At 71.8% G+C, this 26988-nt stretch carries 24 protein-coding genes; 7 read left to right on the top strand and 17 right to left on the bottom strand.

Features of this window, described 5'->3' with window-relative positions; all coding sequences use genetic code 11:
• Positions 1-159: 159 nt before the first annotated feature.
• Entirely contained in the window at positions 160-3969 is a 3810-nt protein-coding gene (locus AMK26_RS12235) for an endo-alpha-N-acetylgalactosaminidase family protein (protein WP_073754536.1), read from the bottom strand.
• 1289 nt (positions 3970-5258) lie between these two features.
• Here AMK26_RS12235 and AMK26_RS12220 point away from each other — a divergent pair.
• On the top strand, positions 5259-5870 hold the full coding sequence (locus AMK26_RS12220; RefSeq protein WP_073754534.1) for a YceI family protein: 612 nt from the start codon (positions 5259-5261) through the stop codon (positions 5868-5870).
• On the opposite strand, the gene AMK26_RS12215 is transcribed toward AMK26_RS12220, so the two are convergent.
• Both AMK26_RS12215 and AMK26_RS12210 read right to left on the bottom strand, forming a co-directional pair.
• Positions 5854-6630 carry a class I SAM-dependent methyltransferase gene (locus tag AMK26_RS12215; RefSeq protein ID WP_073754533.1) on the bottom strand — a complete coding sequence of 259 codons (777 nt, stop codon included), beginning with the start codon at positions 6628-6630 and terminating at the stop codon, positions 5854-5856. The two genes, AMK26_RS12220 and AMK26_RS12215, sit on opposite strands and share 17 nt — an antisense overlap.
• A 4-nt stretch (positions 6631-6634) precedes the next feature.
• The gene (locus AMK26_RS12210; RefSeq protein ID WP_073754532.1) at positions 6635-7045 is read right to left on the bottom strand and encodes an ATP-binding protein; all 411 of its coding nucleotides are present in this window, start codon (positions 7043-7045) and stop codon (positions 6635-6637) included.
• A 111-nt stretch (positions 7046-7156) separates the two neighbouring features.
• Between AMK26_RS12210 and AMK26_RS12205 the strand changes: the two genes are divergently transcribed.
• From AMK26_RS12205 to yidD, 3 genes are read left to right on the top strand one after another with little or no spacing between them, the layout of a single operon-like run.
• Positions 7157-7981, top strand: coding sequence for a helix-turn-helix domain-containing protein (locus AMK26_RS12205; RefSeq protein WP_073754531.1), 825 nt, complete (start codon positions 7157-7159; stop codon positions 7979-7981).
• On the top strand, positions 7978-8220 hold the full coding sequence (locus AMK26_RS12200) for a DUF397 domain-containing protein (RefSeq protein ID WP_073754530.1): 243 nt from the start codon (positions 7978-7980) through the stop codon (positions 8218-8220). Before AMK26_RS12205 ends, AMK26_RS12200 begins: the two co-directional genes overlap by 4 nt.
• Positions 8201-8614, top strand: a complete 414-nt coding sequence (yidD, locus tag AMK26_RS37680) for a membrane protein insertion efficiency factor YidD (protein WP_241837863.1) — start codon at positions 8201-8203, stop codon at positions 8612-8614. The genes AMK26_RS12200 and yidD overlap by 20 nt, the downstream gene beginning before the upstream one ends.
• On the opposite strand, the gene AMK26_RS12190 is transcribed toward yidD, so the two are convergent.
• The 9 genes from AMK26_RS12190 to ureA all read right to left on the bottom strand — a co-directional run bounded on the left by AMK26_RS12190 (position 8538) and on the right by ureA (position 18281).
• Positions 8538-9653 (bottom strand): acyltransferase family protein, encoded by a 1116-nt coding sequence (locus AMK26_RS12190; protein ID WP_073754529.1) that lies wholly within the window; start codon positions 9651-9653, stop codon positions 8538-8540. The genes yidD and AMK26_RS12190 overlap by 77 nt on opposite strands.
• Positions 9654-9669: 16 nt before the next feature.
• Positions 9670-10284: a 2'-5' RNA ligase family protein gene (locus tag AMK26_RS12185; protein WP_143608502.1), complete on the bottom strand. Its 615-nt coding sequence runs from the start codon at positions 10282-10284 to the stop codon at positions 9670-9672.
• Positions 10285-10327: 43 nt separating this feature from the next.
• A complete protein-coding gene (locus tag AMK26_RS12180; RefSeq protein ID WP_073754527.1) occupies positions 10328-10684 on the bottom strand; it encodes a nuclear transport factor 2 family protein in 357 nt (118 codons plus the stop codon).
• A gap of 2 nt (positions 10685-10686) precedes the next feature.
• Positions 10687-12033 carry a hypothetical protein gene (locus AMK26_RS12175; RefSeq protein WP_073754526.1) on the bottom strand — a complete coding sequence of 449 codons (1347 nt, stop codon included), beginning with the start codon at positions 12031-12033 and terminating at the stop codon, positions 10687-10689.
• 51 nt (positions 12034-12084) lie between these two features.
• Positions 12085-13728 (bottom strand): citramalate synthase, encoded by a 1644-nt coding sequence (gene cimA / locus AMK26_RS12170; protein WP_073754525.1) that lies wholly within the window; start codon positions 13726-13728, stop codon positions 12085-12087.
• 444 nt (positions 13729-14172) lie between these two features.
• On the bottom strand, positions 14173-14727 hold the full coding sequence (locus AMK26_RS12160; RefSeq protein ID WP_073754795.1) for a TetR/AcrR family transcriptional regulator: 555 nt from the start codon (positions 14725-14727) through the stop codon (positions 14173-14175).
• A gap of 98 nt (positions 14728-14825) precedes the next feature.
• Positions 14826-15842, bottom strand: coding sequence for an agmatine deiminase family protein (locus AMK26_RS12155; RefSeq protein ID WP_073754524.1), 1017 nt, complete (start codon positions 15840-15842; stop codon positions 14826-14828).
• Positions 15843-15855: 13 nt separating this feature from the next.
• The gene (locus AMK26_RS12150) at positions 15856-17577 is read right to left on the bottom strand and encodes an urease subunit alpha (RefSeq protein WP_073754523.1); all 1722 of its coding nucleotides are present in this window, start codon (positions 17575-17577) and stop codon (positions 15856-15858) included.
• Positions 17574-18281: an urease subunit gamma gene (gene ureA, locus AMK26_RS12145; RefSeq protein WP_073754522.1), complete on the bottom strand. Its 708-nt coding sequence runs from the start codon at positions 18279-18281 to the stop codon at positions 17574-17576. The genes AMK26_RS12150 and ureA overlap by 4 nt, the downstream gene beginning before the upstream one ends.
• 144 nt (positions 18282-18425) lie before the next feature.
• On the opposite strand from ureA, the gene AMK26_RS12140 reads away from it, so the two are divergent.
• Positions 18426-19850, top strand: coding sequence for a cytosine permease (locus AMK26_RS12140; RefSeq protein ID WP_073754521.1), 1425 nt, complete (start codon positions 18426-18428; stop codon positions 19848-19850).
• Between the two features lie 129 nt (positions 19851-19979).
• Here AMK26_RS12140 and AMK26_RS12135 read toward each other — a convergent pair whose 3' ends face one another.
• The 5 genes from AMK26_RS12135 to AMK26_RS12120 all read right to left on the bottom strand — a co-directional run bounded on the left by AMK26_RS12135 (position 19980) and on the right by AMK26_RS12120 (position 24492).
• Positions 19980-21071, bottom strand: coding sequence for a branched-chain amino acid aminotransferase (locus tag AMK26_RS12135; RefSeq protein WP_073754520.1), 1092 nt, complete (start codon positions 21069-21071; stop codon positions 19980-19982).
• Positions 21072-21315: 244 nt separating this feature from the next.
• On the bottom strand, positions 21316-22359 hold the full coding sequence (locus AMK26_RS12130) for a 3-isopropylmalate dehydrogenase (protein ID WP_073754519.1): 1044 nt from the start codon (positions 22357-22359) through the stop codon (positions 21316-21318).
• Positions 22360-22462: 103 nt separating this feature from the next.
• Positions 22463-22603 (bottom strand): hypothetical protein, encoded by a 141-nt coding sequence (locus AMK26_RS37245; protein WP_198944036.1) that lies wholly within the window; start codon positions 22601-22603, stop codon positions 22463-22465.
• Positions 22604-22821: 218 nt separating this feature from the next.
• Complete coding sequence (locus AMK26_RS12125) at positions 22822-23367, bottom strand: GNAT family N-acetyltransferase (protein ID WP_073754518.1); 546 nt, start codon at positions 23365-23367, stop codon at positions 22822-22824.
• A gap of 756 nt (positions 23368-24123) precedes the next feature.
• A complete protein-coding gene (locus tag AMK26_RS12120; RefSeq protein ID WP_073754517.1) occupies positions 24124-24492 on the bottom strand; it encodes a hypothetical protein in 369 nt (122 codons plus the stop codon).
• A 193-nt stretch (positions 24493-24685) separates the two neighbouring features.
• On the opposite strand from AMK26_RS12120, the gene AMK26_RS12115 reads away from it, so the two are divergent.
• Both AMK26_RS12115 and AMK26_RS12110 read left to right on the top strand, forming a co-directional pair.
• The gene (locus AMK26_RS12115; RefSeq protein WP_073754516.1) at positions 24686-25630 is read left to right on the top strand and encodes an RNA polymerase sigma-70 factor; all 945 of its coding nucleotides are present in this window, start codon (positions 24686-24688) and stop codon (positions 25628-25630) included.
• Between the two features lie 128 nt (positions 25631-25758).
• Positions 25759-26961 carry an NAD(P)/FAD-dependent oxidoreductase gene (locus AMK26_RS12110; RefSeq protein WP_073754515.1) on the top strand — a complete coding sequence of 401 codons (1203 nt, stop codon included), beginning with the start codon at positions 25759-25761 and terminating at the stop codon, positions 26959-26961.
• The last annotated feature ends 27 nt before the right edge of the window (positions 26962-26988 follow it).

Genomic DNA, 26988 nt, shown 5'->3' with positions numbered 1-26988 from the left:
ACCTCCGAGAGGGAGAGGGCTCTGAGGTGGGGACTCTGAGGTGAGGGCTCTTGGGTGAGCGGTTTCTCTCACACGAACGCACAAACAGTCAATGAATCGCACATGACGTGCGCGAATTGATCGTTCGATCGCGTCGCCCTCTCCCCCTCCTCGGCAGGATCAACCGCCGCAGTGGAACCGGGCGTTGCCCCAGTCGGCGTGGTCGTTGCCGTTGCCGTCACCGCCGTCGCCGACGACCAGGTCGACGTACGACGCGCCCGTGACGTCCGCGCTCAGCGACCAGGCGGCGTCGGTCGCCTTCAGGACCGGCGACGTCACCTTCTCCGCCCCGTCGGCCGTGACGGTGAACCGCACGGTCCCGCGCGTCGCCTGGGCGTCGTCCACGCCCACCTCGGCGGTGAACGAGGTGCACCGGCCGCCCAGGTAGTAGCGCACGGTCGCCGGGGCGTGGGTGCCCAGGCCCTTGGCGTACGCCACTCCCCCGATCCGCAGCGGGGTGCCGTCGCCGGCGGCCGTCCCGCCGTTGGACATGTCCCGCTCGACGGGGCCCCAGCCGCTGCGGGCCGACACCCAGTCCAGGTCGCTCGCCCAGGCGTCGGCGGCCGGCGGGGGCGGCAGGGTGCGCACCGAGGTGGCGGCGGTGAGCGTCCTGGCCGTGCCGCCGACCGTGTACGAGGCCGAGGCGCCGACCTCGTACGCCCGGTACGCGGCGTCCGCCGGCGGCGTCACCCGCCACGTCGCGGTGGCCTCCCCGCCCGGCTCGACCGCCCCGGGCGTGACCGGGCCGGACGGCTCGGCGGTCGAGCCCTCCGGAAGGGTGAGCGCCACGGACGGGCTCACGGCGGCCGTCTCGTCGTTGGTGAAGGTGGCCGTGACGGTGTTGGCCCGGCCCGGCTCCAGGGCCTCACCGGCCGCCAGGGCGAGCGTCCCGCAGGCGGGGCGCCCGGTGGCCGGGCCGAGGTCGGTCACGGTGAACCGGTCGAGGACGAAGTCGGCACCGTCCGGGGCGTCGGCGCGCTTGCGCAGCCCGGTCCAGGTGTCGCCGCAGCCGGCCGTGACGGTCTCACTGAAGTGGCCGGTGGTCCGCTGCTGTCCGATCGGGGTACGGCGGCTCTCGACCGCACGAGTGCCCTTGTCATACCCGGTCACCCACTCGTACGCGCCCGCGTGGCTCGACTGGTAGTCGTACTCCACCCGGTAGCTGTGCCCGTCCTTCATGGGCACGGTCCAGGGCGCGGTGCGGTAGACGAGGCCGGTGTTCTCGTCGTGGGCCTTGAGGGACTCGGCGCCCTCCAGCACGTCATCGATGAGCTTCCCGTTCCAGCCCGCCTGGGTGTACGGGGCGTGCAGCTGGCTCACATGGGTGCGCGGGTCGTTGGCGCCGCCCGCGCCGCCCTTCAGGAACGGCCCCCAGCCCTGGTCGACGGCCTCGAAGTCCTCGTACACCCCCGGCTTCACGGTCGGCGCGTTCTCCACGATCCGTACGTCGTCCACCCGCACCCGCGCCGGGCCGCTGCCGCCCTCGGCCGTGACCGACAGGGTCACCTCGCCGCTGCCCGGCGCGGTGAAGTGGACCTTCGCGCGCTGCATCGACGTGCCGTGCCAGTCGGAGGCGGCGATCCGGTTCGGCACCGTGGAGCGCTCGACGGCCACGGAGGCGCCCCCGGCCGCCAGCGTCGTACGCCGCGTCGCCCCCGGCTGGACCTCGATCCAGGCGGACGCGCTGTACCGCTTCCCCGGCGTCAGCCCCCCGATCCGCTGGGCGATCCCGGCGCGCGCCTCCCCGGTGAGCACCGCGCTGTTGCGCCCCTGCTCGTCGGTGTCCCTCGCGACCGTCCCGGTCTTGGTCCAGGCGCCCAGCCGGGCGTCGTTGAAGCCCGGGTCCTTGACCGGCGTGCCCTCGCCCCACCGCACCGACGGCTGCGCGGGCGCCTGGTCCGGGTACAGCACGTACGCCTGCCCGGCGGCGGCGGTCAGCGTGATCCGCCCGTCCGTGGACGGCCGTACCGTCCCGGTCCGGACCCGCCCGTTGTCGGTCAGCTTGTAGACCGTGTACGTACCACCGTTCACGGCCCAGGTGCTCGTACCCCCCGCCTTGTTGTAGTGGTACAGCTTGCCCTCCCAGGGCAGCAGGTACCGGTCCCCGTCCAGGACCTTGCGGCCGTTTTCGTAGAAGGTCCGCCTGCCGTCCTCGACCGTGCCGCGCACCCCGCCCGTGAAGGTGATGTCGTTGCCGTTCCAGCGGAGGATCTGCTGCCGCTGGAGGTACTTGGCGGGCAGGTTCTTCTGCCAGATGTTCGCCGTGAAAGCGGTGTAGTCGGTCTCGCCGGTCCAGCCCTCGAAGTCCTCCAGAGCGGTCTGGCCGAGGACCGGGTGGTTGTTCCAGATGTCCTTCTCGCCGTTGCGGATGAACCGGATGATCTGCGAGTTGAGGCCCTTGTTCGTCGCGCCGCCGTAGTCCAGGTCGTTGGCCCAGTGCGACCACAGCGAGGCCCGCTCGAACTTGTCGGACCACTCCGTGCCGACGTTCCAGCCCTGCGCCTGCACGGCCTGGATGGTCTTGTCGGCGATCCAGCCGTGCGTGTAGTAGACGTCGATGTAGAGGAACGAAAGATTGCGGTCGGTCTCGTCCCTCAACTGCTGGAAGCGGCGCGCCAGATCACCGCTGTTGATGTCCCGGCGCTGGTTGATGTAGTAGCTCTGGTTGAGCCAGTTCCACCCGGGTTTCGTCTTGTCGACGAGCGTCTCGCTGAAGTTCCTGGCCTCCGGGTACGACTCGGTGGCGTTGACGTGGACGCCGAAGGTGGCGCCCCACTTCTTGCCGTTGCGCAGCAGGCTGTTGAGGTCTTCCAGCCCTCCCGCCCGCTTGTTGTAGTTGCCGCCGTAGTCCGGGTGGGCGGAGTCGTGGCCTTCGGAGCCGTACCCCTTGAGCACCGCGAGCTGCCCGAGCCCGTCCGTGGAGAGCGACACCCGCTTCACGTCGTCGAGGGTGCGGGCGAAGGGGTGGGTGGCCTGGCTGGCGAAGTTGAACGGGATGTGGGTGACGACCCGGCCGGGCGTCTGCGCGCTGCCCGGGGCCTTGATGCCGATCGTACGGAAGGCGACGGCGCCGTCCTGCCAGTCGACCCGGCCGTCCCCGTTGGCGTCGGGCGTGACGACGACCTTGGCCCACGGCAGGTCGCCGCCGCTCTCCGGCTGTGGCGCGCCGGCACCCCGGTAGGTCCACTGCCCGGACCACACCCCGACGCGTACGCTGCCGTCCGCCGCCTCGCGGGCCTGGTGCCAGAAGCGGGCGTCGTCGCCGTTCGTGGGCCCGGAGGGCTTGTCGTAACTGGAGTTCGACTCCACGGCGGCGGCGAGCGAGCCGGTGTTGACGATGGCGTACGACGCGCCGGTGGGCGCCGCCTCCGGCTGCGCGGGCACGGCCCCGAAGACGTCGGCGGTACGCGTCGAATCGGGGTCCAGCTTGGTGAACGCGGTGGCCGCGCCCGGCTCGGTGGAACCGACCGACACCAGGTCGTGCCCGGGTATGTCGATGGTCCCGACCCGGAAGGCCTCGGTGTCCCGGACGCCCGTCACCCTGAAGGTGGTGGCCCGCCCGGAGACGGTGAGCGTCGCGTCCACCTCGACCCCCGGCAGGTCGGGGAAGGCGAGCGTGTAGCGGGCGCTGGTGGCGGTGACCACGGGTTCGGCGGCCATCCGGACGGCGTACGCCGTGCCATTGAGGGTGACGGCCGTGACCGGGCTCGTACTGCCGAGCAGCCGCGCCCCGCTCGCGCGGTCGGTGTACGAGACGACACGCGGGAAGTCCCGGGCGACGGCGACGGACAGCTGGGGCGACCCGATGAGCAGGCTCTCGGTCGTGGTGGGGGGTGGCCCGGCGGCGGCGGGTCCCGCCAGGGCGAACACGGCGGCTGAGGCGGCGGCGAGGGCGCACACCGCACGTGGGGAGCGGAATCGTGGCGACATGGCCACTGGCGTAACGGTCGCCTCACCACACCGTCAACGAAACGGACCCGGTGCGGCGACGGCAGTCCAACAACCCCGGTCGGTTAATCCAAGTCCCGCTTCCGCCAGACCGGTTGGCGCCGACACCGGCCCGGTGGGCACCAGCGCAACGGCCCGCCCGGGAGGGCGGGCCGTTACGACCGCGGGACTACAGCGGACGCGCCGCTTTCATCTTTCGGTACTCGTCAACCCCCCGAGCGAACCTGCACTCTCCGGTCCGCTCGTCCACCAGAATGGGCCAATTGCCGCCCAGCCGCACTCCGCTGTCCGCACGCGGTGGGTAGATGAAGACGTAGTGACCCGGCAGGTGCAACCTGTCGGCGGGGAGGACATGGCATCCCCACTCTTCCCATTGGGGGATGTTCTCCTTCCCGAACCGCTCGGCAAGGAGGGCCGCTTCTCGTTGCTCCACGCTACTTTTCCCTCCTCCCGTGTACGGCGAAGTCATAACACTCCCAGCCTGGCACGGCGTATCCGCCGGTCTGGCCATCGGGGAACGTCATGTTCCCCGCCGCGGAGTTCCCTCAGCGCAGGGCGACCGGTTCTCCGCGGGCCACAGAATGGGAGCCCACCGGCATCGCGGGCCCGATACAACACGTTCCTGGGCCGCCATGCGCGGTACATGGACCGCCCCGAGCGGCCTGAGCGAGGAGTTCGTCCGCCATCCGGTGAAGGGCGCCGGCGGGGCACGCCCCACGAGGAGTGCTCGGGTCCCCCCACCCACCTCGCCGTGACGCGCCTACGACCTGTCGTCAAAGTGATCCAGGGTCGCGGATCATGATCGGGTCATACGCCGCCACGGACTGTCCGATGCCGACTGAACTCAGTTCATCGCCGTCATGGAGGCGATATGGGCACCCCGGCTTGGGCCCGGGCGGCCGCGTATCCAGCTCGGCCACATTCTGGGCGACAAGGGCTACAGCTCCACGTCGTTGGCACCGGCGGGCGGCAGGCTCACCGCCGGCCTGGCGGCGGAACGGAGTATCGCGGGACCGCTGTAGACCGGCCCCTTGAGGCGCCGCCGGCGTCCGCGTCGGCTGAGCTGCCCCCTTCGGCTTGGTGGCGGACTCCTTGCCGTCGCACTCGCTCATATCCCCGCTTGTTTCGCAGGTGATCTGGAGACGCGCCCACGGCAGCGTAGACGCCCGCCCCGATCGGCGACACAAGAAGTGGTTGAAAGTTGAACGGAATGGGTCTACAGTCGTTCTCGTTGAAGGTTCAACAAACCATCCCGAGGGAGTTACGTCATCATGGGTCTCTTCAGCCGCAGCACCGCGACCGCCACCGCACCCACCGCCACCGCCACCGTCGACCCGGCGCTGGCCGCCCTGACCGGGACGTACACGATCGACCCGGCCCACAGCAGCATCGGCTTCACCGCCCGGCACGCCATGGTCACCAACGTCCGGGGCGCGTTCACCGACTACGAGGGCATCCTGAACCTCGACGGCTCGGACCCGGCGGCCTCCAGCGCGTCCATCGACGTCAGGATCCCGTCGATCGACACCGGCAGCGCCGACCGCGACGGACACCTCCGTGGTGCCGACTTCTTCGACGCCGAGCGGTTCCCGCTGATGACCTTCCGCTCCACGAGCGCCGAGGCGCTCGGCGGCACGGACTACCGCATCACCGGCGACCTGACCATCAAGGGCGTCACCAAGCCGATCACCATCGACCTGGAGTTCAACGGCGCCGCCAAGGACCCGTTCGGCAACGAACGCGTCGGCTTCGAGGGCAAGGCCGAGCTGCTCCGCTCCGAGTGGGGCCTGACCTGGAACGCCGCGCTGGAGACCGGCGGCGTCCTGGTGAGCGACAAGATCAAGCTGACGTTCGAGATCTCCGCGATCAAGAACGCCCAGTGAGCGGCTTACGGGCCTCGATGAGCGTCCGGCACGAGTGAGCGACAAAGGGACCTTCGGCCTCCATGAGGCCGTGCAGGTCCCTCAGTCGTTCCCGGTACGCGTCCACCGTGAAGCCCGGCACCGTCCAGATCACCTTCCGCAGGAAGTAGACGACCGCGCCGACGTCGAAGAACTCCATCCGGAGCCGCTCCATCCGTACGTCGACGATTTTCAGCCCGGCCGCCCTCGCCTCCGCCGTCTCCTCGTCCGGGTGCCGCTTGCGGCGCAGCTCGTCGGAGAGCGGCCCGAGAAAGAACTCGATCAGCTCGAAGACCGTCTCCGGCCCCACGTGCTGGGCGAAGTACGTCCCGCCGGGCCGGAGCACCCGGGCGATCTCGGTCCACCACACCGTCGCCGGATGGCGGCTCGTGACCAGGTCGAACGCCCCGTCCGCGAACGGCAGCGGCGGCTCGTCCGGGTCCGCGACCACGACGACCCCGCGCGGGTGCAGCAGCTCGGTCGCCTTGGCGACGTTCGGCGGCCAGGACTCCGTGGCGGCCATCGTCGGCGGATAGGTGGGGACGCCCGCGAGGACCTCCCCGCCACCCGTCTGGATGTCCAGGCCGGCGGACGCGGCGGCCAGCCGCTCGCCCATCAGGCGCTGGTAGCCCCACGAGGGCCGCTCCTCGGTAGCCCGCCCCTCCAGCCAGGAGAAGTCCCAGCCGGAGACGTCGACCGAGTCGGCCTCGGCCACAAGATCCTCGAATGTACGTCGTGACATACCGTCACTGTACGAACTCGCACCACACGATCTTGCCAGGGCTCCGCTCACCCACCCCCCAGGTGTCGGACAGCGCCGCCACGAGCACCAACCCCCTCCCCGACTCCGCATCCCCGTCGGGGACCTCGGCTCGCACCTCCCCTCCCCCGCTGTCGTGCAGCTCCACGCGCAGCAGGGCGCCGCCCCGCTCCCGGTGCAGCCGCAGCCGGAAGCCCCGCCCCGGCGGGACGCCGTGCACGAGCGCGTTCGTGGCCAGCTCGCTCACGCAGAGCAGTACGTCCCCGGCCCGGTCCCCCACGCCCCACCGCCACTCCGCGAGCGCCGCCGCCGCGAACCGCCTGGCAGCCGGGACGGACCGGCGCTCGCGCCGGTAGAACGCCTCGCACAGGTACGGCAGTTGAAGTTCCTCATTCATGCACCCAATGTCACCGTGAGTGACTAGACTGTGACAGCTGAGCAAGCCGTACAGACGGTTTGTACGGCTTGAGCTGGATCAGGTACTTCGCCGGGTGGGAAGAGGGCGAGCATGCACGCTTCGAGCAGGCCCCACAAGAACACGTCCTGGCACCTCATCGGTGCCCAAGTCGGCCAGCTGCGCCGGGCGGCAGGGCTCACCCAGCCCAAGCTCGCCGAGAAGCTGAACATCCATCAGGAGACGCTCGCCTCCATCGAACAGGGCCGCAGACCCCTCAAGTACAACCTGGCGCTGGAAATGGACCAGGTGCTGGAAACGCGGGGCGTCCTGGCGGCAGGGGTGGCGCGGGTGCCGGAGCGGGAGCGATATCCCGCGTTCGCACAAGACTTCATCGACCACGAGCAGGAAGCGGTGACGCTGCTCTCGTACCAGAACCAGGTCGTCCCCGGCCTCCTCCAGACGCAGGAGTACGCGGCGGCCGTCTTCTCCTGCCTGGTCCCACCGATCAGCCCGGACGAGGCGGAGGAGCGGCTCTCCGCCCGCCTCGACCGCCACAAACTCTTCGACCGCAAGCCGGGGCCCCCGGTGATGAGTTTCCTCATCGAGGAGTCCGTCCTGAGCCGCCCGATCGGTGGCCCCACCGTCCTCCGCGACCAGATCGAACACCTGCGCCGCTACGCCGAACACCCCTACGTGGGGCTCCAGATCATGCCGACGAGGCGGGAGAAGCACGCGGGCCTCAACGGGCCGATGGTCCTGCTGGAGACACCCGACCACGAGCACCTGGCCTACATCGAAGGCCAGCGGGTCAGCTTCCTCATCGACGATCCCGACGAGGTCAGTGTCCTCCAGCAGAAATATGGGATGCTCAGATCACAGGCCCTGACGCCCGAGGAGAGCATGGGCCTGCTGGACGATCTGGCAGGAGAGGCATGACACCCGCAGCGCTCACGTGGTTCAAGTCCAGCTACAGCGGCGACGAGGGCGGCGACTGCGTCGAAGTCGCCTACGACTGGCGCAAGTCCAGCTACAGCAGCGACGAGGGCGGCGACTGCGTCGAGGTCGCCGCGCACCCCTCGGCCGTCCACATCCGGGACTCCAAGAACCCCACCGGCCCGGTCCTCACCGTCTCCCCCACCGCCTGGGAAGCCTTCGTTGCCCTCGACGAAGCGTAAGCAGGACGAGGCGGACGACGACGAAGGCTGCTGCATAGGCTGCTGCGACACCTACGCGGTGTACGGCCGGTTCTGCTGCCCAGGCGGGTGGTTGAGCGCCCTCGCGCTCGCCCTGTTCCTTCCCCCCGCCCGGGGCGGCGCCGACCCGGCCGCCCCCCGCCCGCCGGGCCGTGCCGCCGCCGCGCTGTACGCGGCCGTCCGCCACTACCGCGTCACGATCAGCCCCACCCGGCCGCCCTGCTGCCCGTACACCCCGAGCTGCTCCACCTACGCCGTCCAGGCCCTCCACCGCCACGGCGCCCTGCGCGGCGCCCTCCTCACCGCCGCCCGCCTCCTGCGCTGCCGCCCCCGAGCGGCCCGCCGACGCGGCTTCCGGGACCCCGTCCCGGACTGAGCCCCCGCAGCCACCGTTCCAGCGGGTGCTCCACCCAGTGGTACGCGGCCGCCGACAGGGTCAGGCTCAGCGCGAGCACCAGCGCCCAGGTTGTCGCCGTGTCGCCGGCGCGGCCCACGGCGACACGGATCACGATCTCGTGGATCAGGTACCAGGCGTACGACCAGTGACCGAGCCGTACCGCCCACGGACCGCCGAGGCCGGTCGCCCGGCCGTCCAGGTCGGCCCGCGCGGCGGCGGCCACCAGCAGGGCGAACAGCGGCGTGGCGAGCAACTGGGAGGCCTGGTACGGGCTGTACCAGAGCGCGTCCGGCACCGCCCACGACCAGGGCACCAGCACCAGGTGCCAGCCGATGACCAGCCACACCGCCGGCCACAGCCCGATCGGGGGCCGCCGGCCGCGCGCCACCGCCAGGCCGGTCACCACACCGAGCAGGAACTGGAGCGTCCGGGTCAGCGGCAGGTAGTCCAGCGCCCACGCGCGCGTGCCGCCGTCGGCGTACAGCGAACCGCTGAGCCACAGCAGCACCACGCCCGCGCAGACCGCGACCGCGATCCACCGCCGGCCGCGCGCCGAGCGTACGGGCGGGAGGGCCATCAGGAGCGGGAAGATCAGGTAGAACCACGCCTCGTCGCTGAGCGACCAGGCCGCCGGGTTGCCGCCCCGCAGGACGACCGGGTCGGGTACCCAGGCGTGGACCAGGAGCAGGGAGGCGGCGACGGCCTTCACCGACACCTCCTTGCCCAGGGCGAGCCACGCGCCCACCGACAGGACGGTGGTGGCGGCCAGGAGCGGCCAGATGCGGGCGAAGCGCCGCCACAGGAAGACGGTCGCGGGTACGCGTTTCCCGTCGTACGTCCAGGCCAGGACGAACCCGGACAGGACGAAGAAGAACGTGACGCCACTGCGGCCGTACCAGGCCGCCTCGCTGATGAGGGGAAGCTCCCCCGCCTGCCGGGACAGGTGGTACAGCACCACCAGCAGGGCCGCCCAGAAGCGGAGCCCGGTCAGGGAGGGGAGGAGGGTGGCGGGACGCATCCCGCGATTATGCGGGTCAGGACAGTTCCCGGCGGACGAGGACCCTGAACTCGGTGACGGACATCTCCTGCTGGAGGTCCACGCTCGGCGCCGGCCCCTTGATCGACGGGAGCGTCATGCCCTTCGCCTCGGCGGTGGGGAAGTCCTGCCGCGCCAGGCCGAGGGTGACATGCGGCCAGAACCCGTCCTCCTCGATCCCCAGCCCCCGGGTGATCCCCGTCTGGATCTCGGCCAGTTCGGGGGTGTGCCCCACCCCGAGCCGTACCTGCTCCTGCCGCTGGATGACGTCCTCGTCGTAGCGGTACGCCGGGTCCTTGCTCAGCTTCCAGCTCCCGTGCCGCACCTCGCCGGTGAGCGCGACGGTGGGCGTGGGCCACGTCCGTCCGCTCAGCATCGCGGCGGCGTCCGCCAGCCGCCCGGCGTCGGCGTCGTGCAGGAAGCCGAGGGTGATGTGGATGTGGTCGCGCTGCTGCGGCTCGACCCGGTCGGAGCAGGTGCCCTGGAGGTCGACCAGGGCGTCCACCAGTTCGGCGGGGACTCGGAGACTGAAAAAGACGTTCGCGGTACGCCATGAAGTGACGGTGAGTTTCGGTGCGTCACTTTCCGCTACCGCTGCGCTGATGTCCAGCACTGGGGAGGGGTGCCGTAGCAGCCGGCCATCGGGGGCGCGCCGCTCAGTCGGGTGACGCCGGCGTGACGTGACTCAGGGCGCACCGCCAGCGGCCGTCGCGCCACAGGAACACGTCCGTCCGCCAGTCGTCGGAGCCGGCGTTCGTGACCCGTCCGGTGAAGAGCGCCGTGTCCCCGTGGATCCGGACGCGCGGCTCGCCCACCGGCTCCATCGCCGCGTGCGTCAGCTCTCCCGACGCGACCAGCGCCAGGACGTGCTCGCGGGTCGCGACGCCCGCCTCTGACACGAGGGCCCAGTCGTCGGCCAGGTATGTGGTGATACGGTCCGGGTCGTTCGAGGCGAGGGCGGCCGCCCACTCCGCGACGACGTCCGCCAGCTCGTCGCCCACGTCGTCGGGCACGGTCAGAACCCGCCGCCGAAGTCGCCGCCGCCGAACCCTCCGCCGCCGAAGTCGCCGCCCCCGAAGCCTCCGCCGCCGCCGAAGTCCGAGGCGTTGAAGTCGCCGCCGGAGAAGTCGCCGCCCTCGTACCCGGCGCCGCCGTACTCCGACGCGTACGCCGGGGTGGAGAGCATCGAGCCGAGCATGGTGCCCATCAGCAGGCCGGGCAGGATGCCGCCGCCGAAGTACCCGCCGACCCACGGGCCGTACGCCGGTCCCGCCTCCCAGTAGGGACGGCGGCCGTACGGCGTGTCGACCGTCCGGGTCATCGGGTCATCGCCCTCCGCGAGCCGGGCGGCGTCCGCCGCGCAGACCGGCACCTCGCGCACCGCGCCACCGGCCGGGGCCCATTCCACCTCGGTGGCGGCCGGGCCGTGGCGCGGGTCGAAGAAGCAAGGTGCCCGCCGCTCGGGAAGCGGGCGGCCCTCGCGGCGGGCGGACAGGACGGCCAGGGCGTAACGGCCGTCCTCGATGGCCTCGGTCACCGCCCGTACGTCGTGGGGGTGCCTGGCCTGGCCCATCAGGGACTTGGCCTTGTCGTACGAGTCGAGGGCGCGCTCGTAGTCGGCGCGCATGGCGTCGTCGGCGCCCTTCTCGCCGGGGTGGAAGTCGAGCCGGTCCAGTTCCTCGCCGTACGCGGTGATGTCCTCGTCGACGACGACCCGCAGCCTCTCCAGGGCTTCCTGCTCCTGCTGCTCGCGCAGGCGCCGCCTGCGGCGGGTGACGGTGAGGGCGGTCGCGCCGCCGGCGGCGGCCAGGGCGCCGATGGTGATCAGTCCGGCGACCGGGGTGCGGTCACCGGGGACCCCGGACCAGGTGCTGGGCGCGTCGCCGCGCATCTGCGGCAGGGCCTGGTCGACGAAGTTGTTCAGCTCGGTGGTGGCGTCCACGCCGGGCTGGCGGACGGCGTCCGCGATGTTCTGGACCGCCCGGTTGGACATCACGGCCCGGTCGGCGCCCGCGGCGAAGTCGTCGCCGAGGCGTACGCCGTAAAGGCCGGTGATGCCGGTCTGCGTACGGAGGTCCTGGAGCAGCCCCTGCTGCGGGAACTCCGCCGTGGCGGGCAGGACCGCCACGAAGACCGGCTTGTCGGCATTCTTGATCTTGTCCGCCAGCGCGTCGGCCTCGGCCTTCGGCAGTTGGTCGGCGGCCCCGGGGTGGACGTACACCGGGCCCTGCTTCAGAGCCTCGGCCGCGTCCTGGAGCCCCGTGGCCTTGGCCCCCGCACCGGGGGCCAGGGCCAGGAGCAGCAGCAGCGTCATCGTCAGCCCCGCCAAGGCCGACAGAAGGGTGAACGGCCTGGTCCTCATACCATCGAAGCTACCCCAAAAGGGGGTAAAGAGGACATACGCGTCGGCCCTTTACTCGGCGGGATCGACGCCCGCCCGCAGCAGCCCGTACGTGTACGCGTCCTCCAGTGCCTGCCAGGAGGCGGCGATGACGTTCTCGCCGACACCCACCGTCGACCACTCGCCCTCGCCGTCGGAGGTGGTGATCAGGACACGGGTGGTGGACTGGGTGCCGTGCTTGCCCTCCAGGATGCGGACCTTGTAGTCCACCAGCTCCAGCTTGGCGAGCTGCGGGTAGATCCGCTCCAGACCCGCGCGCATGGCGAGGTCGAGAGCGTTGACCGGGCCGTTGCCCTCGGCGGTGGCGACGATCCGCTCGCCCTTGGCCCACAGCTTGACGGTCGCCTCGTTGGCATGGGTGCCGTCCGGGCGGTCCTCGACGATCGCGCGCCACGACTCGGTGCGGAAGTAGCGGCGGGCGCGGCCTTCGACCTCGGCGCGGAGGAGGAGCTCGAAGGAGGCGTCGGCGGCCTCGTACGTGTACCCCTTGAGCTCGCGCTCCTTGACGCGCTCCACGACCCGGGCCACCAGGGCGCGGTCGCCGCCGAGGTCGACGCCCAGCTCCTTGCCCTTGAGCTCGATGGAGGCGCGGCCGGCCATGTCCGAGACGAGCATCCGCATGGTGTTGCCGACGCGCTCGGGGTCGATGTGCTGGTACAGGTCCGGGTCGACCTTGATCGCGGAGGCGTGCAGGCCCGCCTTGTGGGCGAACGCGGAGACACCCACGTACGGCTGATGGGTGGAGGGGGTCAGGTTGACCACCTCGGCGATGGCGTGGGAGATGCGCGTCATCTCCTTCAGGGCCCCGTCCGGGAGCACCTTCTTGCCGTACTTCAGTTCCAGGGCGGCGACGACGGGGAAGAGGTTGGCGTTGCCGACGCGCTCGCCGTAGCCGTTGGCGGTGCACTGGACGTGCGTGGCGCCCGCGTCGACGGCGGCGAGGGTGTTGGCGACGGCGCAGCCGGTGTCGTCCTGGGCGTGGATACCGAGGCGGGCGCCGGTGTCGGCGAGGACGGTGGAGACCACGGCGTGGACCTGGGCGGGGAGCATGCCGCCGTTGGTGTCGCACAGGATGACGACGTCGGCGCCGGCCTCATGGGCGGCGCGGACGACGGCCTTGGCGTACTCCGGGTTGGCCCGGTAGCCGTCGAAGAAGTGCTCGCAGTCCACGAAGACCCGCCGGCCCTGCTCGCGCAGGTGGGTCACGGTGTCGCGGACCATCGCGATGTTCTCGTCCAGGGTGGTGCGCAGCGCCAGCTCGACGTGCCGGTCGTGCGACTTGGCGACCAGCGTGACGACGGGCGCGCCGGAGTCGAGCAGCGCCTTGACCTGCGGGTCCTCGGCGGCGGTGGCACCGGCCCGGCGGGTCGCGCCGAAGGCGACGAGCTGGGCGTGCTTGAAGCGGATCTCGTTCTTGGCGCGGGCGAAGAACTCGGTGTCACGCGGGTTGGCGCCGGGCCAGCCGCCCTCGATGAAGCCGACGCCGAAGTCGTCCAGGTGCCGGGCGATGGTCAGCTTGTCGGCGACGGTGAGGTTGATGCCCTCGCGCTGGGCCCCGTCGCGCAGCGTCGTGTCGAAGACGTGGAAGCTGTCGTCGACGGCGGTGGCGCCGCTCGCGCCGGCGACGGTATGAAGACTGTCGGTCTCCGTGGTCATGACTGTGTTGGCTCCTGTCGGATGTGGCTCCGGACTCCCTGGATCCACCTGCCCCCATTCTCGCGCGCCGCCGTTCCCGGCCGGGGTCGGGCCGGAAAACGAAAAGACCCCTCGCGGGTGCGAGAGGTCTGCGCGCGGGTCTGAGACACGGTGTCCACTGCCGCGGGGGTTCTGCCGCGATTCAGTGGTCACTGCGGACCGGCGCGCTGCTGCCCATAATCATGGCGGTAGCAAGCACGGTCGCAGTCTGCCACAGATGTGAACGCCGCTGGACCCGAGTCTCACGATGCGGGCGCCGCCCCCGGGCCCGGCCCCTCTCCGTGCCCGGCGGACGGGCCGGGGCGCCGGGGGGCGTGCCCGGCGGGCGGCCGGGGCGCCGGGGGGCGGACGTTCGGGTGCGGGCCGGTGGGCACGCGACCGGCCCTGGGCCGGATGACCCCGGTGTCAGGGCAGCAGGGTGTCCTCGAGGAAGTCGTGGACGTGGGTCAGGACCTGGGCGCGGCCCGTGCCGGGGATGCCCACGGCCACGTGGACGCTGAAGCCGTCGAGGAGGGCGCGCAGGCGGGCCGCGTACCGGTCGGGGTCGACGGTGCGCAGTTCGCCACGGGATATCCCCTCGGCGAGGAGGGCGACCAGGTCGCGGTGCCAGGCGCCCTCGATGGCGGCCTGGCGGGCGCGGGCGTCGGCGTCGGCGTTCTGCGAGCGGTTCCAGACCTCCAGCCAGAGCGTCCAGTGCGGGTCGCGCGGGCCGTCGGGCACGTACAGGTCGACGTACGCGACCAGCCGCTCCCGCACCGGCGCCGGGCGCGACAGCAGTGCGCTGCGCTCGGCGCCGAGACGGCCCTCGCTCCACTCCAGGGTCTGGAGCAGCAGCTCGTCCTTGGTGCGGAAGTAGTAGAGGAGGTGCCCGCTGCTCATCCCGACCTCACGGCCGAGCCCCGCCATGGTGAGCCCGTCGAGCCCGCGCTCGGCGATGGTCGCCATGGCGGCGGCGAGCAGCTCCTCCCGGGGCGGCGCGCTGTTGCGCCGCCGTGCGGCCGGTGTCGTACGGGGTTCGTTCACTCGTACGTTGTACCCGATCGTCCCTGTCCCCGGTGTCAGACCTTGGGCTGCTGCTGGGTGATGCAGTGGATGCCGCCGCCGCCCGCGAAGATCGTCCGCGCGTCGACCAGCGTGACCGTACGGTCCGGGAAGAGGCGGCGGAAGATGCCCGCGGCGATCTCGTCGCGCGGGTCGTCGAAGGCGCACAGCACCACACCGCCGTTGCAGATGTAGTGGTTGATGTAGGAGTAGTCGACCCACTCCCCGTCCTCCTGGAGGACCGTCGGGGCCGGGACCTCGACGACCTCCAGCCGGCGGCCCTTGGCGTCGGTCTGCTTGCGCAGCAGGTCCACGTTGGCCTTGCACAGCTCGTGATCCGGGTGGGCCGGGTCGGGCTGGGTGTGGGCGACCACGACACCGGGGCGGGCGAAGGCGGCGACGATGTCGACGTGGCCACGCGTGCCGTACATGCCGTAGTCGCCGGTCAGGCCGCGGGGCAGCCAGATCGCCTTGGTGGTGCCGAGCTTGGCGTGGATCTCCGCCTCGACCTGCTCGCGCGTCCACTCGGGGTTCCGCTCGGGGCCGAGCTGGACGGTGTCGGTCAGCAGGACCGTACCCTCGCCGTCGACGTGGATGGCGCCGCCCTCGTTGACGAGCTGGCTGCTGTGTACGGGGACGCCGGCGATGTCCGCGACATGGCGGGCGATCTTCGAGTCGTGCTCCCAGCGCGCCCAGTCCGCCGCGCCCCATCCGTTGAACACCCAGTCCACGGCGGCCAGTTCCTGGCCGTTGGTGACGAAGGTGGGGCCGATGTCGCGCATCCACGCGTCGTCCAGGTCGCGCTCGACCAGGTCGATGTCCGGGCCGAGCAGCTCACGGGCGGACGCCTCGTCGCCGGGTGCGTGGACCACGGTCACCGGCTCGAAGCGGCGTACGGCGCGGGCGACCGACGCCCATGCCTCGCGGGCCTCGCGCAGCTCGTCGTCGTTGGTGAAGGTCGGGTTCGGCCCCGGCCAGGCCATCCAGGTGCGCTCGTGGGGGGCCCACTCGGCGGGCATGCGGAAAGTGCTCATGGGGTGGGTGTCCTCAGAGGAAGTAGAGGCGGTTGAGGGAGACGGATTCGGCCGGGTCGGAGCGGACCGGATCGCCGTCGAGGGTGACGAGCCCGGTGCGGCCGTCGACCGCGACCTCGCCGATACGGGAGTTGAGCAGCAGGTCGCCGGGGCCGATGCCGCGCGTGCCGCGTACGGCGACCCGGCGGCGGCGGGTGGGCATCAGGTCGTTGCCGGCCTGCGCGGCCGCCCCGGAGACGAACGCCACCGAGATGTCGGCGGCCGTCGCCCCGAACGCCCCGAACTGCGGCCCGAGGACCAGCGGTTCGCAGGTGTCGGTGGCGGCGTTCGGGTCGCCCACGACCCCGTACGCGGGGAAGCCCGACTTCAGCACGAGCTGCGGCTTGGCGCCGAAGAACTCGGGCCGCCACAGCACGATGTCGGCGAGCTTGCCGACCTCGATCGAGCCGACCTCGTGCGCGAGGCCGTGGGCGATCGCCGGGTTGATGGTGAGCTTGGCCATGTAGCGCAGGACGCGCGCGTTGTCGTCGCCGTCCCCGTCGCCTTCCAGGGGGCCCAGCTCGGCCTTCATCTTCCCGGCCATGGCGAAGGTCCGGCGTACGGTCTCGCCGGCCCTTCCCATGCCCTGCGCGTCCGACGACGTGATCCCGATCGCGCCGAGGTCGTGCAGGACGTCCTCCGCGCCCATCGTCCCTGCCCTGATCCGGTCGCGGGCCATGGCCGCGTCGCCGGGCAGGTCGGTCTTCAGGTCGTGTACGGAGACGATCATTCCGTAGTGCTCGGCGACCGCGTCCCGCCCGAAGGGAAGGGTGGGGTTGGTGGACGAGCCGATGACGTTGGGGACGCCCGCCATCTTCAGGACGTTGGGGACGTGGCCGCCGCCGCAGCCCTCGATGTGGAAGGCGTGGATCGTCCGGCCCTCCAGCACCTTGAGGGTGTCCTCGACGGACAGGCACTCGTTCAGGCCGTCGCTGTGGAGGGCGACCTGGACGTCGTACTCCTCGGCGACGCGCAGCGCGGTGTCGAGCGCGCGGGTGTGGGCGCCCATGTCCTCGTGGACCTTGAAGCCGGAGGCGCCGCCCTCGGCGAGCGCCTCGATGAGCGGGGCGTCGTGGGAGGAGGAGCCGCGGCCGAGGAAGCCGATGTTGACGGGCCAGGCGTCGAAGGCGTTGAAGGCGTGACGCAGCGCCCATGGCGAGTTGACGCCAACACCCCAGACAGGACCGAACTCCTGTCCGATGATGGTGGTGACGCCGGAGGCGAGGGAGGCCTCCATGATGCGCGGGGAGAGGAGGTGTACGTGGGTGTCCACGGCGCCGGCCGTGGCGATGAGACCCTCGCCGGAGACGATGCTGGTGCCCGTGCCGACGACGACGTCGACGCCGTCGAGGGTGTCGGGGTTGCCGGCCCGGCCGATCGCGTGGATGCGGCCCTCTCGGATACCGATGGACACCTTGCGGATGCCCTGGACGGCGTCGATGACCAGGACGTTGCTGATCACGACGTCGCAGGTCTCGCGGACGGCGGCGGCCTTGAGGTGCAGTCCGTCGCGGGCGGTCTTGCCGAAGCCGGCGAGGAACTCGTCGCCCGGCTTCTGGGCGTCCGACTCGACCCGGACCGTGAGGCCCGAGTCGCCGAGGCGGACGCGGTCGCCGGCGCGGGGGCCGTGGGTGGCGGCGTACTCGTAGGGGGTGAGGCGGCGCGCTTCGGCGGGGTGGCCTCCGGGGCGGCTCATCGGTCGGCCTCCTGGTCAGTCGTTTCCGGTACGCCGAGGTAGCCGCAGGCGGCGGCCCGGCGCAGTGCCTCCTCGCGGGCACCCGGCGCGTCCAGCGGCCCGTCGACCAGTCCGGCGAAGCCGATGGCGATCCGGTCGCCGCCGATCGGGACCAGCCCGACCTCGTCGCTCTCGCCCGGCCCGAAGCGCACGGACGATCCGGCGGGGACGGCGAGCCGCATGCCGTAGGCCTGGGCGCGGTCGAAGTCGAGCCGCGGGTTGGCCTCGAAGAAGTGGTAGTGCGAGGTGACGGAGACCGGCACGCTCGCGGTGTTGGTGACGCTCAGCCGCACCACGGGCTCCGGATCGGAGTGCCCCGGCCCCGGCAGCAGCGCGCCCGGCGCGTCGCTCTCCTGACTGCCTCCGCCGATCGGGTCGCTGACCACGGCGAGCCGGGAGCCGTCGTCGAAGACGGCCTCCACATGGACCTCGGTCACGACGTCAGCGACGCCCGGCAGGACGTCGTCGGGGCCGAGCACCGAGCGGGCCTGCTCGATCGCCTCGGCGAGCCGCCGTCCGTCGCGGGCCGCCTCGCAGACGGTGTCCGCGATGAGGGCGGTCGCCTCGGGGACATTGAGCTTCAGACCACGGGCCCGGCGGGCCCGGGCGAGCTCGGCGGCGCCGAAGATCAGCAGCCGGTCGCGCTCCGTGGGGGTCAGTCGCACGTCACCACACCTCCTGTTTGAGCAACACTCTAACCACAAGATTCCAGGGATGGAACCATTGACGTGGGCGCTGGGCATGAGTCACATTGAGCGTCACTCTAAACATCCCCCCGACGTCGACGAGCAGAGCAAGGGAGAGCGCCCATGCCGATTGAACAGCGCGGAGTCGACACCATCCCGGAAGCGGAACGCACCAGCCGGCCGCGTGACCTCGTCTCGATCCTGCTGGGCTCGAACCTGTGCCTCGGCGTGATCGTCTTCGGCTGGCTGCCGGTCTCCTTCGGGCTGGGCCTGTGGGCCTCGGTCACCTCGATCCTGGCCGGGACGATCGTCGGCGTCGCCGTCACCGCCCCGCTCGCGCTGGTCTCGCTGCGCACCGCGACGAACCTGTCGACGTCGAGCGGCGCCTTCTTCGGCGTACGCGGCAGGCTGGTCGGCTCGGTCGTGGGCCTGCTGCTGTCCCTCGGGTACACCGCGCTGACGCTGTGGATCGGCGGCGACGTGATGCTGGGCACGCTGTCCCGGCTCTTCGACGTACCGACCGGACCCGTGGCCCACACCCTCGTGTACGTGCTGCTCGCCGGCTGTACGGTCGTGGCCGCCGTGTACGGCTACCGGCTGCTGCTGCGGATCAGCCGGTACCTCGCCGTCGGCATGACCGTGCTCCTGCTGCTCGGCGTCCTCGCGTACGCGGGCGACTTCACGACCGCGCCGCCGCCGGACACCCCGTACCTGCTGGGCTCCTTCTGGCCGACGTGGCTGCTGTCCGCCGTGGCGGCGGGGCTGAGCGGCCCGATCGCCTTCATCACGCTGCTCGGCGACTACACGCGGTACGTCTCGCCGGAGCGGTACAGCCCGCGCACGGTGTGGCGGGCGACGTGCGTGGGCCTGTTCCTGGGCCTGCTGGTGCCGCAGCTGTTCGGTACGTTCACGGCGCTGGCCGCGCGGGCGGGCCTCGACTACGCCGGGCCGCTGGTCGAGACGGCGGCGCCCTGGTACCTGCTGCCGCTGCTGGTGGCGGCGAGCGCCGGGTCGGTCGGCAACGCGGGGCTGATGCTCTACTCGATGGGCCTCGACCTGGACGCCATCGTGCCGCGCGCGACGCGTGCCAGGGCCACTCTGGTGGTCGCCGCCGTGGCGACGGTGTTCGTCTTCGTGGGCCACTTCGCGTGGGACGCCCAGTCGGCGATGACCTCGTTCGTGCTGCTGCTGACCGCGATCGGCACGCCGTGGGCGGTCATCACGCTGATGGGCCACCTCCGGTGCGGCGGGGTGTACGACCCGGAGGCGCTCCAGGTCTACAACCGGCGCGCCAAGGGCGGGATCTACTGGTTCCGCGCCGGCTGGGAGCCCCGCGCCACGGTGTCCTGGGCGCTCGGCGCGGCGGTAGGCCTCGCGGCCGTCTCGACGCCCCTGTACGAGGGCCCGCTGCTGGCGCTGACGGCCGGCGTCGACGTGAGCTTCGTCCTCTCGGGCCTGGTCGGTGGACTGGCGTACGCAGCGCTCACGGCCACCGCCAAGGCCCCGGGCACCCTCCCGGTGCCCGAACCCGAGACCGCCGCGCCCTGACGCGCGGCGCACCGCGAAGCGCCCGCGCCCTCGAGCGGGGGGCGCGGGCGCTTCGTACATCCGGCGGCTTCACCCCCGGACCCCGGCGCCGCATGCGGCGGCCGGGCCCCGGAAGACGCCGCGTACGCGTCAGGCGACCTGGTGCGTCCAGCCGTGGGGGTCGGCCGCCGCGCCGGTCTGGATGTCCAGCAGCGCCTTGCGGAGCCGCAGGGTGACCTCGCCCGGCTGTCCGCCCGACTGGGTCCACTCGCCGCTCGCCGACTTGACCGTGCCGACCGGGGTGATCACGGCCGCCGTACCGCAGGCGAAGACCTCGGTGAGGGTGCCGCTCTCGGTGTCGCGCTTCCACTGGTCGATGGAGACGCGGCCCTCCTCCGCCTCGTACCCGAGGTCACGGGCGAGCTGGAGGAGCGAGTCGCGGGTGATGCCGGCGAGGAGGGAGCCGGTGAGCTCGGGGGTGACGATGCGGTTGCCATACACGAAGTACAGGTTCATGCCGCCGAGCTCCTCGACCCACTTGTGCTCGACCGCGTCTAGGTACGCGACCTGGTCGCAGCCCTTCGCGGCCGCCTCGGCCTGGGCGAGCAGGGACGCCGCGTAGTTGCCGCCGGTCTTGGCGAAGCCGATGCCGCCCGGGACCGCGCGGACGCGGTCCTCGGAGAGCCAGATCGAGACGGGCTTCACGCCGCCCGGGAAGTACGCGCCGGCCGGCGAGGCGATGACGATGAACAGGTACTCGTTGGCCGGGCGGACGCCCAGCCCGACCTCGTTGGCGATCATGAACGGGCGGAGGTACAGCGACTCCTCACCACCGTGCGGCGGCACCCACGCCTGGTCCTGCTGGACGAGCGCGTCGCACGCGGCGACGAACATGTCGACCGGCATCTCCGGCATGGCCAGGCGCTTGGCCGAGATCTGGAACCGCTCGGCGTTGGCCTCCGGCCGGAAGAGCGAGATCGAGCCGTCGGGGCGGCGGTAGGCCTTCAGACCCTCGAAGATCTCCTGCGCGTAGTGCAGGGTCATGTTCGCCGGGTCGATCGAGAGCGGCGCGTACGGCGTGAGCTCGGCGTCGTGCCAGCCGCGCCCTTCCGTCCACTTGATCGTCACCATGTGGTCGGTGAAGTGGCGGCCGAAACCGGGGTTGGCCAGAATCGCCTCGCGCTCCGCGTCGGACAGCGGGTTCGAGGAGGGCTTGAGCTCGATCGTGGGCGTCGTCGTCATGAGTGCTGTGTCCTTACACCGTTGTGTGTGACGGACCGCGCTCACGCCGCTACACCTGCTAGGACGTCCGAGCTTTCCCGCATGCCGCGGCCCCGCGTTCGATTATCGCGCGCGTGACCCCGTGCAATGAAACGGCTATGAGAGTGCGGTCCAGGGTTGATGGTGGCACCCGGGGCCGCACAGGAGAAGCCGCCGGGTGCGTGTGCGACCCGGCGGCTGTGTCTGATGATCTTCAGTCGGCGGGTCAGCTCGCTACGCGTACCGCGAGCGCGTCGCCGATCTCGTCCGTCGTACGCGGCGTCGAGCCGTCCCGTTCCGCCAGGTCGGCGGCGACCGCCTCCTCGATACGGACGGCCTCGGCCTCGTACCCGAGGTGACGCAGGAGCAGCGCGACGGACAGGATCGTCGCGGTGGGGTCGGCCTTGCCCTGGCCCGCGATGTCGGGCGCGGAGCCGTGGACGGGCTCGAACATCGACGGGAACTCGCCCGTCGGGTTGATGTTGCCGGACGCGGCCAGGCCGATGCCGCCGGTCACGGCGGCGGCGAGGTCGGTCAGGATGTCGCCGAAGAGGTTGTCGGTGACGATGACGTCGAAGCGCTCGGGCTGCGTGACGAAGAAGATCGTCGCGGCGTCGACGTGCAGGTAGTCGGTGGTGACCTCGGGGTATTCCTGGCCGACCTTGTCGAAGATCTTCTTCCACATGTGGCCGGCGTAGACCAGGACGTTGTTCTTGTGGACCAGCGTCAGCTTCTTGCGCGGGCGGGCGTTGGCCCGCTCGTACGCGTCACGGACGACACGCTCGACGCCGTACGCCGTGTTGACGCTGACCTCGGTGGCGACCTCGTGCTCCGTTCCCGTACGGAGAGATCCACCGTTGCCGGTGTACGGGCCCTCGGTGCCCTCGCGGACGACGACGAAGTCGATGTCGGGGCGGCCGGCCAGCGGGGTCGCGGTGTTGGGGAAGAGCTTCGACGGACGCAGGTTGACGTAGTGGTCGAAGGCGAAGCGCAGTTTGAGCAGCAGCCCGCGCTCCAGGACGCCGGAGGGCACGGACGGGTCGCCGATCGCGCCGAGCAGGATGGCGTCGTGCGTCTTGAGGGACTCCAGCTCCGCGTCGGGGAGGGTCTCCCCGGTGCGGTGCCAGCGCTGGGCGCCGAGGTCGTACTCCTTGGTCTCCAGCTTCACATCCTCACGGAGGACGGAGCGAAGGACCTTCAGGCCCTGGGCCACGACCTCCTGGCCGATGCCGTCACCGGGAACCACTGCGAGATTGATGCTGCGAGACATGTCCGCACCCTACTCCCCGTCCCATTGCCTGACATGAACGTTCCAGAATGTGGACGTACGTGTCAGGCGGTGTGTCAGTGACCCGGTGGGTCAGTAGCTCCGATCAGTGGCCCGTGGCCCCGCCATTGTCCCGCCGGTCGAGGGCCCGCTGCAGCGCGGCGGCCGCGTTGCGGCGCTCGGTGTCGGTGTCGGTACGGCGGGGGGCGGTGTGGCGGACGCGGCGAACGACGGTCTCAGCGGCCATGACGATCGACTCCTTGAGATCAGAACTGATTCGAGGCGCCGGAAGGGGCGGGGAGCACGGCCGCAGGGGTTGCCTGCCGGGGGCACAGCGCTCTCGTCCGCCGTTCGCTTGATGGAGCGAGACGTTCGGCTCCTACAAAGCTAAGCGGTGGCCGAGCGTCTGTCTCCACAATTACTCGGACTTCCTACTATCTGAGACGGGGGCTCCACCGGAACCGTCTACAGGACGTCGCCGTCGCGCCAGTCGAAGAGCAGCGCCCCCGCGTCGGCGGCGGGCAGGGGGCGGCCGGCCGCCGGGCGCAGGTACGTCGAGTCCTCCTCGTCCGGCAGGTGTACGACGCCGTCCGGTCCGTACGCCTCGACGCGGCCGTTCCACAACTGCCAGCCGCGCGCCCGGTACAGCTCGGCGCCGTCGTCGGACGCGGACAGGGCGCCGAACGCGTACGCCCCGTCGACGACCTCCTCCAGCGCCGTCATCACCCGGCCGCCCAGCCCCTGGCGGCGCCGGTCGGCGCGGACGGCGACCGCCTCCACGTACCCGACGCGGTACGAGCGCCCCGCGTGCGCCACCCGGCGCATGATCACGCTGCCGTGGGCGGCGATGCCGTGCTCGTCCTCGACGTACGCGTGGACGCCGCCGAGGCCGTGGTCCCAGTCCTGGTCGGTGAAGCCCCCGTCGAAGGCGGCGTTCAGCATGGCCCGTATCGCGGCGAGGGCCGCGGGGGCCAGCTCGTAGGTGTGGGCCATGCGCAAGGAGTCGGTCATGCGGCCCACTCTCCCAGCCCCACCCCCCAGAACGCAGACGCCAACCCCGCCCACAGCCCCGAACCAGCCACCGCGCTCGCCTCCACGCGGGGCTGCGCCGACCCGTGGTCCACACCGTGGCCGTGTGCCACATGCGGGCGACTCCAGGCGAGTTGTCCACCCACGGCCACGGGCTCCGGCTGGCCACCCGTGGCCCCGGGGCGTGGCTGGCCACGCCGGGCGCAGCCGACGCCCCATGGCCCCGGGGCCGTTGGCCGACGAGGCCGCGTTGGCCGTGCGACGCCATCGTTGGGGCGCCCCCGACTGCCCTCGCTGTCCGGGCCGGCGCTGGGCCACCCGTGGCTGTCGCCGGCCGCCCGGGCCGCCCGTGGCCGGCATCGGCACACCCGGCCGTGGTCGGCCGCGCCGGGCCCTGTCCGTGACCCGTGGCCACCCGGGGCCGTTGGCCGACGAGGCCGCATTGGCCGTCCGACGTCATCGTGTGGGCACCTCGATCGCCCGCGGCTGCCGCCCACCGCTGCCCGGGGCCGCCGTTCGGCCGCCCTTGAACCGCCAGGGCCGCCGTTCGGCCGCCTGGACGTGGTTGGCCAGGCCGGCCGCCCTTGCTCAGCGGGGCCGTTGGCCGGAAGGGCCGCGTTGGCCGTCCGGAGGCGTCGTCCTCGGCGACCCGGCGCCACCCCCGGCCGACCCGGCGGACGCTCGGGGGCCGCCGGGGGCGGCGGGGGCGGCGGGGCGGGGTCCTGCGCCGTCGGAGGGTCAGAGGCGCCCGCCGGTGAGGCGGGAGAGGGGGCCGCGTTGGCGCAGTCCGGCACGGCGGCCGAGGGCGTACGAGGAGGCCACCACGGTCACCACGCTCGCGCCCGCACCGGCGGCGATGGCCTTCCTGGCCTTCACCAGCGTCCAGGCCACGCCCGCCTTGCCGACGGTCTGCCCGGCCGCCGTGCTGACGGCCGACTGGACCGTCCTCGCCGCGGACCTGGCCTTTTCGGTGGTCGCACCGCCGATCCCGGCGAGCGCCTCCTTGCCGCCGCGCGCGGACTGCGCGGCGGTGCGCGACGCGTCCTTGGCCGCGCCGCGCGCCCGGTCCTTCGTTGCCGTCGTCGTCTTGTTCGTCGTGTCAGCCATGGTGTGCGGGTAACCGCCCCGCGCGCCGCCAAACTGACGGCTGTTCACCCACGCCGTGCGGGCGCGTGGTCGGCGCCCTCGCGTCCCGGGCGCGGCTGAAGGCCAACGCGCCGCCACGGCTCCGGTGTTGGGCCGGTCACCGGAAGCCCGCTGCGCACACGAAGCACCGCGTGACCGGGCTAATATCCGAGCCATGCCGCTGACCATGAAGGACGTGGACCGGTTCGAGGCCGCGAGGCCCCGTCTTGAGGCCATCGCCTATCGCCTCCTCGGGTCCGCGAGCGAGGCCGAGGACGCCGTGCAGGAAACGTTCCTGCGCTGGCAGGGCGCCGACGCCGGGCGCATCGAGGTCCCCGAGGCGTGGCTGACGAAGGTGCTCACCAACCTGTGCCTCAACCACCTCACTTCGGCCCGCGCGCGGCGCGAGACCTATGTGGGCCATTGGCTCCCCGAGCCGCTGCTCGGCACGGACCCGATGCTGGGCCCGGCCGACACCGCCGAACAGCGCGAGTCGGTTTCGTACGCCGTCCTCACCCTCATGGAGCGGCTGTCCCCCCGTGAGCGGGCGGTGTACGTGCTGCGGGAGGCCTTCGACTACCCGCACCGCGAGATCGCCGGAATCCTCGGCATCACCGAGGCCGCCGCCCAGCAGATCCACCACCGCGCCAAGAAGCACATCGCGGACGGCAAGGCCCGCACGGAGATCGACGAGGCCGCCGCCCGGCGGATCGTCGAGGAGTTCCTGGCTGCCGCCACCAGCGGGAAGACCGAGCCGCTCGTACGGCTGCTCACCGCCGACGCCGTCTCGGTCGGTGACGGCGGCGGGAAGGTCCCGGCCCGCGCCAAGCCGTTCGAGGGCGCCCTCGCCGTCGCGAGGTTCCTGCGGGGCGTGTTCAAACCCGCACGGTCCAAGCGCGCACTGGTCGGCGGCTCGCCCGGGATCTACATCGCGACCGCCAACGGCGGACCCGCCATTGTGGCGGTCCTCGACGGCCGGGTCATCGGCATCATGTGCCTGGAGATCACCGCCGACGGCATCGCCGCGTTCCGCAACCAGGTCAACCCCGACAAGCTCCAGCGGGCGACCGAGGTGTGGGCATCCACCGACCATGGAGAACCCCTGTTCCACGCCTTCTGAGCACTGAGCGCTGAGCGCTGAGCACTGGACACTGGGCACGATGTGAGGTGCTTCACACCCTGTTCCTGTCAGGAAACGGCGCGCTGCCCGGTTCAAGGGGCGAAACCGCGAGCAGACAGGAGCAGGAAATGCAGCACCGCATCATCGTCCTCGGCGCCGGGTACTCCGGAGCCTTCGCGGCCGGCCGTCTCGCCAGGCGGCTCCACCGTGACGACGTCACCATCACCCTCGTCAACGACGAGCCCGACTTCGTCGAGCGCGTGCGGTTGCACCAGCTCGCGGTCGGCCAGGACCCGAGGCCCCGGCCCTTGAGCGAGATGTTCGCGGGCACCGGCGTCGAGTTGAGGCTCGCGCGCGTCACCGGCGTCGACGTCGACCGCAAGACCGTCGCCGTCACCGACGTGAACGGCGGCGCCGGGGAACTGGAGTACGACACCCTCGTGTACGCCCTCGGCAGCGGCTGGAACGACCAGGGCGTCCCCGGCACCGCCGAACACGCCCACGAGATCGCGAGCCGGCCCGGAGCGCTTCGGCTGCGCGAACGCCTGGCCGGCCTGGACGCCGGGCAGCCCGTGGCCGTCGTCGGCGGCGGCCTCACCGGCCTGGAGGCCGTGACCGAGATCGCCGAGGCCCGCCCGGACCTCGCTGTCGCCCTCGTCACCCGGGGCGCCCTCGGCGACCGGCTCTCCGGCAAGGGCCGCGGGCACCTGCGCAAGGTCCTCGGCACGCTCGGTGTCACCGTGCACGAGCACGCCACCGTCACCGGCGTCGAGGCCGACCGCGTCACCACCGCCGACGGCACGGCCGTCCCGGCCGCGGTCACCGTGTGGACCACCGGCTTCGCGGTCCACCCGATCGCGCGGGCCACCGCCCTGGAGGTCACCGGCACGGGTCAGATCGTCGTCGACGACACCATGCGCTCGGTCTCGCACCCGGACGTGTACGCCGTCGGCGACGCGGCCATGGTCATGGGCCCCGGCGACAAGCCGCTGCGCATGTCGTGCGCCTCGGGCGTCCCCACCGCGTGGCAGGCCGCCAACGCCATCGCGGCGCGCCTGACCGGCGGGAAGCTCCCGCACATGCCGATCCGGTACTTCAACCAGTGCATCTCGCTGGGCCGCAAGGAAGCCCTGATCCAGTACGTCACCGCCGACGACCGAGCTGTCGACGCGGCTCTGACCGGGCGGTTCGCCGCCCTCTACAAGGAACTGGCCTGCAAGAGCGGGGCCTGGGGCGTCGCCCACCCGACCTTCGGCCTGCCGACCCGCCGCCGCGCCGTACGGAAGGCGGCCCGGACGGGCGCGGCCGTCAAGGCATCGGCACCGGCCTGACTGCCGCGCCGCGTGGACACAGGACCG

This window comes from Streptomyces sp. CB03234, from assembly GCF_001905885.1.
GTDB lineage: Bacteria > Actinomycetota > Actinomycetes > Streptomycetales > Streptomycetaceae > Streptomyces.
This window is presented reverse-complemented; position numbering and strand designations above follow the sequence as displayed.